Here is a 9,536-nt window from a genome sequence, read left to right as displayed (position 1 = left end):
CGTCGGGGTGCAGGCCGCCGGCGCCGCCGCCTACCCGCGCTCACTGGCCGAGGGGCACCCCGTCGCGGCCACCGCGATGCACACGATGGCCGACGGCATCGCGGTCGGGCTGCCCGGGCAGGTGCCCTTCGACATCCTCGCCGCGGCCGGCACCCCGGTGCGCACGGTGAGCGAGGAGGACCTGTCCCGCGCGCTGCTGCTCGTCGCCGAACGGGCGAAGCTGCTGGTCGAACCCTCCGGTGCCGCCGGGGTCGCGGCGCTCATGGCCGAGCCCGCGGCGTTCGGGGACGGCCGGCCGGTCGTCGTCGTGCTCTCCGGCGGCAACGTCGACCCGCTCGTCCTGCAGCGCGTGATCCGGCACGGTCTGGCCTCGTCGGGGCGGTTCCTGCAGCTGCGCGTGCGGGTCCCCGACCTGCCGGGCGCCCTCGCCGGGCTGCTGTCGACGTTGGCCTCGTTCGGGGCCAACGTCATGCACGTCTCGCACGACCGCACGGGCTCCGACCTGTCCCTCGACGAGGTCGTCATCGACGTGCAGCTCGAGACCAAGGGGCCGGACCACTGCGCGTCCGTCCTGGCCGACCTGCGGACGGCGGGCTACCGGCTGGCCGAGCAGCCGGCGCAGTAGCCCGCGCGCCCCACCCGGCTCAGCCGACGAACGGCCGGGCCTCGCGGATCTCGACCGGGATCTGCCGGCCGTTCGGCGCCTCGTACGAGACGCCGTCACCCACCTTGTGCCCGAGGATCGCCGCACCCAGCGGCGACGTCGGGGAGAACACGTCGATGTCCGCCGATCCGGCGATCTCGCGCGAGCCCAGCAGGAAGACCATCTCGTCACCGGCGACGTCGGCCGTCACCACCATGCCGGGCTCGACGACACCGTCGTCCGGCGGGGTGCCGATCTGCACGTTGCGCAGCTTGGCCTGCAGCTCGCGGATGCGCGCCTCCTGCTTGGCCTGCTCCTCGCGGGCGGCGTGGTAGCCGCCGTTCTCCTTGAGGTCGCCCTCGTCACGGGCGGCGGCGATCCGGTCGGCGATCTGCTTGCGACCCACGTTCTCCAGGTGGGCCAGCTCCGCCTTGAGCCGGTCGTACGCCTCCTGGGTCAGCCAGGTGGCTGCAGCTGTCTCGCTCACGGTCGTTCCTTCCTTTGGCACGCGCAGCACACGGCGGTCTCAGGTCGGGGGGGAGTGTCGCCGGCGGTGCCGGTGGGGTCCATGCCCGCGTCCATGCGGCTCCGCCGAGCCTGCGTGACCTACCACGGTAGCCCATCGGCTCTCACGGAGCAGCAGAACAACGGTCCACCGTGCCCGTCACCGCGAGCTCGGACGTCGCCACCGTCACCGTGAGCCGCTGGGTGCGCGTGCTGGCGGGCCCGACCTGGACATCGGTGACCCCGACCTCGCCGAACGAGTGCGAGAGCGCGTGCACCCGGCAGGTCACCGTGGCGCCCGGGGCCTTGATGACGTCGAACGTCACCTGGATCGACCGGTCGTCGTCGACGTGGAAGCCGACGTCCTGCCACTGCACGGGGTCGTGGAAGACGCCCCACGCGTACCAGCCACCGATCGCCAGGGCGAGCACGGCGCCGACGGCGGCCAGCACCCACAGCAGACGTCGGCGCAGCGGGCCGGCCGGTCGGTCGTAGCGGCCGGGCGGCAGCGCGGGCCGTGCGTCGTCGTCCACTGCCGGACCTCCCGAGCGTTCGTCGTGGCGAGCAGATTAGTCTGCTGCCCACCCGCCGCTGCGCGCGGGGCGACGTGCAGACGGGGGCGGAGGAGGTGCGGTGAGCCAGGCGCTGCGACTCATGGCGGTCCATGCCCATCCGGACGACGAGTCGAGCAAGGGCGCCGCGACCACCGCGCGCTACGTCGCCGAGGGCGTCGAGGTGCTCGTCGTGTCCTGCACCGGCGGCGAGCGCGGTGACGTGCTCAACCCGCAGTTCGGTGCGGTCGAGCCGGGCCTGGAGGCGATGGCGGCGCTGCGGCGAACCGAGATGGCCGCGGCGGCGCGTGCGCTCGGCGTCCGGCACCACTGGCTCGGGTTCGTCGACTCCGGCCTGCCCGAGGGCGACCCGCTGCCACCGCTGCCCGACGGGTGCTTCGCGGTGCAGCCGTTGGAGGCGGCCGCGGCCCCGCTGGTCGAGCTGGTGCGCCGGTTCCGCCCGCACGTGATGACCACCTACGACCCGAGCGGCGGCTACCCGCACCCGGACCACGTGCGCTGCCACGAGGTGTCCGTCGAGGCCTTCGAGGCGGCCGCCGACCCGGCCCGCTACCCGCAGGCCGGCCCGGTGTGGGAGGTCGCGAAGCTGTACTACGACCGGGGGTTCTCGTTGGCCAAGATCCGTGCCCTGCACGAGGCGTGCCTCGCGGCCGGCCTGCCCTCCGCCTTCGGCGAGTGGGTCGAGTCGAGGGAGGCCCGCGGCTTCGCCGAGCGGACCGTGACCACCCGGATCGAGTGTGCCGACTGGTTCGGGGTGCGCGACGAGGCGTTGCGCGCCCACGCCAGCCAGGTCGACCCCGACGGCTTCTTCTTCGCCGTGCCGCGTGACCTGGAGGCCCGGGTGTGGCCCTACGAGGAGTTCGAGCTGGCGGCCTCGCGGCTGCCCGTCGACCTGCCGGAGGACGACCTGTTCGCCGGTCTGCGCACCGGCGACTGGGACGGCACGGAGGTGGCCGAGTGATGCTCGGCGGACTGGTCTTCGACGTGACGCCCTCGCCGTCACCCACCGCCGTCGAGGTGTCCCCGACGCTGGGTTCGCCCGGTCTGCTCGGGTTCATCGTCACGTTCGCGGTCGCGGTCGGCGTCGTCCTGCTGGCCCGGTCGATGGCCGGTCACCTGCGTCGGGTCGCGCACCGCGCGTCGGACGAGGTCGACGGGGCCGTCGTCCCGGAGCAGGGGGAGCGCACCGTCGCCGACGACCCCGGGACTGGGGCGTCCGGCACCGACGCGGGCGGGGCCGAGGCTGACGGCGGTCCGGGACCCGACGAGGGGACGCAGCCATGAGCCCGAACCCGCCGCAGCGCCCCGCGGTCCGCGTGACGCTCGCCCAGGTGGTCACGAGCACCGACACCGCGGCCAACCTCATGGTGCTCGACGACGTCATCGCCTCGGCCGCGCGGGCGCACGCCGACCTGCTCGTGCTGCCGGAGTACGCCGCGGCGTTCGACCCGGCGGGGGTGGGTGCGGACCTGGCCGAACCGCTGGACGGTCCGTACGTCACCCGGCTGCGCGAGCGGGCGGCGCAGACCGGTGTCGCAGTGATCGCGGGGACCACCGTGCCGGCCCCGGGTGGGCGGGCGTTCAACACGGTGGTGGCGGTCGACGGCACCGGCGCCCTCGTCGGCACGTACCGCAAGGTCCACCTGTACGACGCGTTCGGCTTCCGCGAGTCCGACCGGCTGGAACCGGGTCCGGTCGACGCCCCGCCGCTCGTGCTCGAGCTGCACGGCCTGCGGTTCGGCGTGATGACCTGCTACGACCTGCGGTTCCCCGAGTCGGCCCGGCGGCTGGTGGACGCCGGCGCGACGGTGCTCGTCGTCCCGGCGGCCTGGGCGGACGGTGAGCTCAAGGCGTTGCACTGGCGCACGCTGGCGATGGCCCGGGCGATCGAGAACACCTGCGCCGTCGTCGCGGTGGGTCAGGCCGGCCGGGGCGTCGTCGGGCGTTCGCTCGTCGTCGGGCCCGACGGGGTGGTCGGCCTGGAGATGGACGAGCAGCCCGCGGTGCGCACGGTGGACCTGGACCCGGTGCGGCTCGGGACCGTCCGTGAGACCAACCCGTCGCTGTCGAACCGGCGCTACACGGTCGTGCCGCGGCTCTGAGACCGCCCGGGCAGCGCTGGGCCGGGCCGGAGCCTCAGCGCAGCGAGTACGTCGCGATCGACACCGCGACGTAGTGGCAGGTGTACCCGGCCACCGTGAGGGCGTGGAAGATCTCGTGGAAGCCGAACCAGCGGGGGCTCGGGTTGGGCCGCTTGAGCCCGTAGACGACGGCCCCCACGGTGTAGGCGACCCCGCCGGCGATCACCAACCACAGCACGGCCGGGCCGCCGCTGCGGGCGAACTGGGGCAGGAACGCCACCGCGACCCAGCCCAGCGCGACGTAGATCGGCACGTAGAGCCAGCGCGGCGCACCCAGCCAGAACACCCGCATGAGCAGCCCGACGAGCGCACCGGACCACACGATGATGAGCAGCAGCTTGGCGGTGGCGGTCGGCAGCAGCAGCACCGCGAGCGGGGTGTAGCTGCCGGCGATGATGAGGAAGATGTTGGTGTGGTCCATCCGGCGCAGCGCGGCGGCCGTGCGGGGGGACCAGGTGCCGCGGTGGTAGACGGCGCTCGTGCCGAACAGCAGGATCGCGCTGAACGCGAAGACCGCGTTCGCCCAGCGCGCCGCGCTCGTGGGCGACAGCGCGACGAGCACGATCCCGGCGGCGAGCACGAACGGGCTCACCCCGGCGTGGATCCAGCCGCGCAGCTTGGGCTTGAGGGTCGCGGTGACCGCGTCGACCGCATCGCGCAGACCGTCGCCGGTGCGGTTCGTCGGGTGGGTGCTGCCGGCGGTCATCGTCACTCCTGGTCCGTCGCTGTGGCCTGCGAGCCCGCAAGGTGACGCGACCGTAGGTCGGGGCTGCAGCCAGGTTACGCGCGCGTAGGTTGAGAGTCGAGCGGCCCGGTTGGGTACGGTGGCGCTGATACCGTCCCAGCCTGTGCGAGGAGTGCTCGGCGTGCGACTGCCTCACCCGTTGTACGGGCTGTACGAGCGTCGGCTGGCCGCCTCGTTGTCCCCGGACCGGGTGCCTCGGCACGTCGGGGTGATCCTGGACGGGAACCGCCGTTGGGCCCGCAGCGTGGGGCTGTCGTCGGCCACCGGGCACCGGGCGGGCGGCCAGAAGATCGCGGACCTGCTCGAGTGGAGCGAGGGCATCGGCGTCGAGGTCGTCACGCTGTGGATGCTGTCCACCGACAACCTGTCCCGGGAGCCCGAGGAGCTCACCGCGCTGCTGCAGGTCATCGAGGACACGGTGCGTGACCTGGCCGCGTGCGGGCGTTGGCGGCTGCAGCCGATGGGCTCGCTCGAACGGCTGCCGGAGCACACCGCGGCGGCGCTGCAGCAGGCCCAGGAGCGCACCGCGAACGTCGTGGGGCTGCACGTCAACGTCGCCGTCGGGTACGGCGGCCGGCAGGAGATCACCGATGCCGTGCGGGCGGTGCTGCGCCAGCAGGCGGCGGCGGGCGCCTCCCTCGAGGAGCTGGCCGACGCGTTCGAGGTCGACCACATCGCCGAGCACCTGTACACCAAGGGGCAGCCGGACCCCGAGCTCGTGATCCGCACCTCGGGGGAGCAGCGTCTCGGCGGCTTCCTGCTGTGGCAGTCCGCGCACTCGGAGTTCTACTTCTGCGAGGCCTACTGGCCGGACTTCCGTCGCGTGGACTTCCTGCGCGCGGTGCGTTCCTACGGCGCACGTGAACGGCGCATGGGTCGCTGACGACCCCACGTCGGTGCGTGTGTGAACGCTGGATGTCGCGGCGTGTTGCGTCGCACGACGCGCGCGGGTGCGGGTTAGCGTCGCAGACGAAGGACGGCTCCCGCCGTCCCTGGGAGGTCCGCCCATGGAGCAAGCGCTCCGGGAGGAGGGCCGGTCCTGGCCCTCCGTGGCAGGCCGCCCTCGACCCGCAGCCCTCGACGTCGGCCGTGGTGGTCGACGCGAGGCGTCCGACTCGGCGTAGCTTGCGCCGGAGGGAGCCTGCCGTGGCCAGCACCAGCACCGCCAGCACCGTCAAGGACGCGCGTGGGGCGCACCGCACCTACGTGCTCGACACCTCGGTCCTGCTGTCCGACCCGAAGGCCCTCCTGCGTTTTGCCGAGCACGACGTCGTCCTGCCGCTCGTGGTGATCACCGAGCTGGAGGGCAAACGGCACCACCCCGAGCTGGGCTACCTGGCCCGTGCCGCGCTGCGGATGCTCGACGACCTGCGGATCAGCCACGGCCGGCTGGACGCGCCGCTGACCATCACCGACGAGGGCGGCACGCTGCGCGTCGAGCTCAACCACATCGACCCGACAGGGCTGCCGTCCGGGCTGCGGCTGGGGGACGCGGACTCGCGGATCCTCGCGGTGGCGGCCAACCTGGCGGCCGAGGGCGCTGACGTCACGGTGGTGTCCAAGGACCTGCCGATGCGGGTGAAGGCCTCGGCCGTCGGGCTCAACGCCGAGGAGTACCGCGCCGAGCTGGTGGTCGACTCCGGCTGGACCGGGATGGACGCGCTCGACCTCACGGAGCAGCAGATGGCCGAGCTGTGGGAGCACGAGTCGGTGGCCATCGCCGACCTGCCCGACCCGGAGGCCGCCGCATCGCTGCCCTGCCACACCGGTCTGGTGCTGCACTCCCCGCGCGGGTCGGCCCTGGGGCGGGTGACGCCGGACAAGCACGTGCGGCTCATCCGCGGCGACCTCGACGTGTTCGGGCTGCACGGTCGCTCGGCCGAGCAGCGGGTGGCGATCGACCTGCTGCTGGACGAGGAGATCGGCATCGTGTCCCTCGGCGGGCGGGCCGGGACCGGCAAGTCCGCGCTGGCGCTGTGCGCCGGGCTGGAGGCGGTGCTCGAACGCCGTCAGCACCGCAAGGTCATGGTGTTCCGGCCGCTGTACGCGGTGGGCGGCCAGGAGCTGGGCTACCTGCCCGGTGGTGCCGAGGAGAAGATGAACCCCTGGGCGCAGGCGGTGTTCGACACCCTGGGCGCGGTGGTGAGCAAGGAGGTCGTCGAGGAGATCATCGACCGCGACCTGCTCGAGGTGTTGCCGCTCACCCACATCCGCGGCCGGTCCCTGCACGACGCGTTCGTCATCGTCGACGAGGCCCAGTCCCTCGAGCGCAACGTGCTGCTCACGGTGCTGTCCCGGATCGGGCAGAGCTCGCGCGTGGTGCTCACCCACGACGTGGCCCAGCGCGACAACCTGCGCGTCGGACGGCACGACGGGATCGCCGCCGTCATCGAGGCGCTCAAGGGCCACCCGCTGTTCGCGCACATCACGCTCACCCGCTCGGAGCGCTCGGCCGTGGCCGCCCTGGTCACCGAGATGCTGGGGGACGTCGAGCTGTAGCGGTCGACCACGGCGGGGCCCGGGGCGTTGCCTCGGGCCCCGCCGTCGCGCCGGCTTGACTCCTGGTTCCTCCCGTGGTGATATTCCCACCGGAATAATCTGTGAGGAGGAACGATGCCTACTGGTGAGCTCTCGGGTGTCTCCGTGCTGCTCCTTGCGCTGCTCTGCGAACGCCCCATGCACCCCTACGAGGCGTTCGGGCTGATCGAGGAGCGTCACGACACCCGGCTCGTCCGGGTCACCGCCGGTGCGGTGTACCACGGCTTCGAACGCCTCGAACGCGACGGCCTGGTCCGGCCCGAGCGCACCGACCGCCAGGGGGGCCGGCCCGAGCGCACCACCTACGCCATCACCGACGCCGGCCGGGACGCGCTGTCGGGGCGGGTGCGCTCGTTGCTCGCCGACGACCACCCCGCCTACCCGTTGCTGGCGGTCGGGATCGCCGAGGCCGAGGCGCTGCCCGCCGCCGAGGTCGTCGAGGCGTTGCGCGAGCGGCTGCGCCGCGACGGTGAATGGCTCGACCAGCTGCGCGACGCCCACCAGCGCCTGAGTGCGCGCGGCCTGGAACGACGGCACATGCTCGACGTCGAGTACGAGGTCGCGATGCTCGACGCGCAGAACCGGTGGCTCGCCGGCGTCGTCGACGAGCTCGTCGACGGCAGCCTGCCGTGGAACCCCGACCCGTGGCCCGCACCCTCGGCCCGACCCGGCACAGACCCCCACCTGACCAGCGACGACGTCGCGCACCCCACGAACCCCAGGAGCACCCGATGAGCGGGACCACCCCCGACCTGCACGGCCGCAGCCCGTGGAGCATCCTCCCGGCGCTGCTCACCGGGTTCTTCATGATCATGGTCGACACCACGATCGTGAACATCGCGGTGCCGACCCTGGTCTCCACCTTCGACACCAGCCTCACCCAGGTGGGCTGGGTGAACAGCGCGTACCTGCTCACCTTCGCGGTGCTGCTGCTGGTCACCGGACGGCTCGGCGACCGGTTCGGCCCCAAGCCGGTCTACATCACCGGGCTCGTGGTCTTCACCCTCTCGTCCCTGGCCTGCGGGCTGTCGCCGACCATCGGCTGGCTCATCGCGGCCCGTGCCGTGCAGGGCATCGGCGGTGCGCTCATGACCCCGCAGACGATGGCGCTCATCACCCGCGTCTTCCCCGCCGACAAGCGCGGGGCCGCGATGGGGCTGTGGGGCTCCGTCGCCGGTGTCGCGACGATCACCGGACCGCTGCTCGGCGGGTTCCTCGTCGAGAGCGCCGGCTGGGAGTGGATCTTCTACGTCAACCTGCCCGTCGGCGTCCTCGCGCTCTACTTCTCCCTCACGCGGCTGCCCACGCTGGCCACCCACCAGCGCTCGTTCGACGTGCTCGGCATGGTGCTCTCGGTGGTCGGGGTGTTCCTCGTCGTCTTCGGCATCCAGGAGGGCGGCAACGTCGACTGGGGCACCCTCGTCGGGCCGATCACGGTGTGGGAGGTCATCGGGGCCGGTGTCGTCGTGCTCGCCGTCTTCGGCTGGTGGCAGCTGCGGCTCGGCGACGACGCCCTGCTGCCGATGCGGCTGTTCGCCGAGCGCAACTTCCTGCTGGGCAACGTCGCCGGTGCCGCCGTGAGCTTCACCATGGTCGGGGTGTTCTTCCCGCTCACGCTGTTCCTGCAGGAGATCCTCGGCCTGTCCCCGGTGCACGCGGCCCTCGTGAGCCTGCCCGGGTCGCTGCTGTCCGGGGTGGTCGCCCCGTTCGCCGGACGGCTGTCCGACCGGGTGCCCGGCAAGTGGATCGTGTCCGTCGGCTTCGCCGTGATGGCCACCGGCATCACCTGGGCGGCGCTGCTCATCGCCCCCGACCTCATGGCCTGGCACCTCGTGTTCCCGCTCGCGCTGTTCAGCGTCGGCGTCAGCTTCGTCATGTCGCCGCTGGCCAACCTGGTCACCCAGGGGCTGTCCGGGCGTGACGCCGGTGCCGGTGCCGGTGCGTTCAACACCAACCGGCAGATCGGCTCGGTCATCGGCTCGGCGACCATCGTGGCCGTCCTCACCTCGCGGCTGGCCAGCACGCTGCCGGCCGCCGCCCGGACCGCGGCCGCCGGGCTGCCCGACGCGGCGCGTGAGCCGTTCGTCGCCGCGTTCTCCTCCGGCGGGATCGGGCTGGGAGGTGCGGGAGCCCCGGCGCTGCCCGACGGCGTGCCCCCGGCGCTCGCCGCACAGGTGAAGGCCGCAGCCGTGCAGGCGGTGCACAGCGGGTTCGCCACCGCGGCCGGGCAGACCATCCTGGTGGCCGCCGCCGTGCTCGTCGTCGGGCTCGTGGCCACCGTGCTCATGGACCGTGGGTCGCAGCACCGCCCGGCCCACCCGCTCGAGGCGATCACCGAGCAGGGCTGAGGTCGCGGGGGCGCGCACCTGACCAGGGCGCCCGCCTCAGGGCCG

At 73.0% G+C, this 9,536-nt stretch carries 11 protein-coding genes; 8 read left to right on the top strand and 3 right to left on the bottom strand.

Annotated features, from left to right (window positions below):
- Positions 1-625, top strand: a 625-nt coding sequence (locus F2B26_RS04260) for a pyridoxal-phosphate dependent enzyme (RefSeq protein ID WP_159806781.1), incomplete at its 5' end; no start/stop codon positions are given.
- Between the two features lie 19 nt (positions 626-644).
- Here F2B26_RS04260 and greA read toward each other — a convergent pair.
- Positions 645-1,130: a transcription elongation factor GreA gene (gene greA, locus F2B26_RS04255; protein WP_159806779.1), complete on the bottom strand. Its 486-nt coding sequence runs from the start codon at positions 1,128-1,130 to the stop codon at positions 645-647.
- A 142-nt stretch (positions 1,131-1,272) separates the two neighbouring features.
- Positions 1,273-1,680, bottom strand: coding sequence for a DUF4307 domain-containing protein (locus F2B26_RS04250; RefSeq protein ID WP_159806777.1), 408 nt, complete (start codon positions 1,678-1,680; stop codon positions 1,273-1,275).
- A gap of 121 nt (positions 1,681-1,801) precedes the next feature.
- On the opposite strand from F2B26_RS04250, the gene mca reads away from it, so the two are divergent.
- Genes mca through F2B26_RS04235 form a run of 3 tightly spaced genes read left to right on the top strand, consistent with a single transcriptional unit; the run spans position 1,802 to position 3,821 of the window.
- Positions 1,802-2,680, top strand: a complete 879-nt coding sequence (gene mca, locus F2B26_RS04245; protein ID WP_159806783.1) for a mycothiol conjugate amidase Mca — start codon at positions 1,802-1,804, stop codon at positions 2,678-2,680.
- Complete coding sequence (locus tag F2B26_RS04240) at positions 2,680-3,003, top strand: hypothetical protein (protein WP_159806775.1); 324 nt, start codon at positions 2,680-2,682, stop codon at positions 3,001-3,003. The genes mca and F2B26_RS04240 overlap by 1 nt, the downstream gene beginning before the upstream one ends.
- The gene (locus tag F2B26_RS04235; protein WP_159806773.1) at positions 3,000-3,821 is read left to right on the top strand and encodes a carbon-nitrogen hydrolase family protein; all 822 of its coding nucleotides are present in this window, start codon (positions 3,000-3,002) and stop codon (positions 3,819-3,821) included. Before F2B26_RS04240 ends, F2B26_RS04235 begins: the two co-directional genes overlap by 4 nt.
- Positions 3,822-3,855: 34 nt before the next feature.
- Here F2B26_RS04235 and trhA read toward each other — a convergent pair whose 3' ends face one another.
- On the bottom strand, positions 3,856-4,566 hold the full coding sequence (trhA, locus tag F2B26_RS04230; RefSeq protein ID WP_159806771.1) for a PAQR family membrane homeostasis protein TrhA: 711 nt from the start codon (positions 4,564-4,566) through the stop codon (positions 3,856-3,858).
- 160 nt (positions 4,567-4,726) lie between these two features.
- Between trhA and F2B26_RS04225 the strand changes: the two genes are divergently transcribed.
- The 4 genes from F2B26_RS04225 (at position 4,727) to F2B26_RS04210 (ending at position 9,491) form a co-directional block, all read left to right on the top strand.
- Positions 4,727-5,488 (top strand): isoprenyl transferase, encoded by a 762-nt coding sequence (locus tag F2B26_RS04225; protein WP_159806769.1) that lies wholly within the window; start codon positions 4,727-4,729, stop codon positions 5,486-5,488.
- A 263-nt stretch (positions 5,489-5,751) separates the two neighbouring features.
- Positions 5,752-7,104, top strand: coding sequence for an RNA 5'-3' helicase PhoH2 (gene phoH2, locus F2B26_RS04220; RefSeq protein ID WP_235929493.1), 1,353 nt, complete (start codon positions 5,752-5,754; stop codon positions 7,102-7,104).
- Between the two features lie 114 nt (positions 7,105-7,218).
- A complete protein-coding gene (locus F2B26_RS04215) occupies positions 7,219-7,878 on the top strand; it encodes a PadR family transcriptional regulator (RefSeq protein WP_159806765.1) in 660 nt (219 codons plus the stop codon).
- Positions 7,875-9,491, top strand: coding sequence for an MDR family MFS transporter (locus F2B26_RS04210; protein WP_159806763.1), 1,617 nt, complete (start codon positions 7,875-7,877; stop codon positions 9,489-9,491). Before F2B26_RS04215 ends, F2B26_RS04210 begins: the two co-directional genes overlap by 4 nt.
- Positions 9,492-9,536 lie beyond the last annotated feature (45 nt).

It is taken from the genome of Cellulomonas citrea (genome assembly GCF_009829685.1).
Classification (GTDB): Bacteria; Actinomycetota; Actinomycetes; order Actinomycetales; family Cellulomonadaceae; genus Cellulomonas; species Cellulomonas citrea.
Note: the sequence above shows the minus strand (reverse complement) of the source record. Positions and strands in the feature narration are given on the sequence as shown.

What these genes read in the sequence shown, in the direction of transcription:
- trhA (WP_159806771.1), bottom strand. Translation starts at nt 4,566, where the DNA reads ATGACCGCCGGCAGCACCCACCCGACGAACCGCACCGGCGACGGTCTG.
- mca (WP_159806783.1), top strand. Translation starts at nt 1,802, where the DNA reads ATGGCGGTCCATGCCCATCCGGACGACGAGTCGAGCAAGGGCGCCGCG.
- F2B26_RS04215 (WP_159806765.1), top strand. Translation starts at nt 7,219, where the DNA reads ATGCCTACTGGTGAGCTCTCGGGTGTCTCCGTGCTGCTCCTTGCGCTG.
- F2B26_RS04240 (WP_159806775.1), top strand. Translation starts at nt 2,680, where the DNA reads ATGCTCGGCGGACTGGTCTTCGACGTGACGCCCTCGCCGTCACCCACC.
- F2B26_RS04210 (WP_159806763.1), top strand. Translation starts at nt 7,875, where the DNA reads ATGAGCGGGACCACCCCCGACCTGCACGGCCGCAGCCCGTGGAGCATC.
- F2B26_RS04235 (WP_159806773.1), top strand. Translation starts at nt 3,000, where the DNA reads ATGAGCCCGAACCCGCCGCAGCGCCCCGCGGTCCGCGTGACGCTCGCC.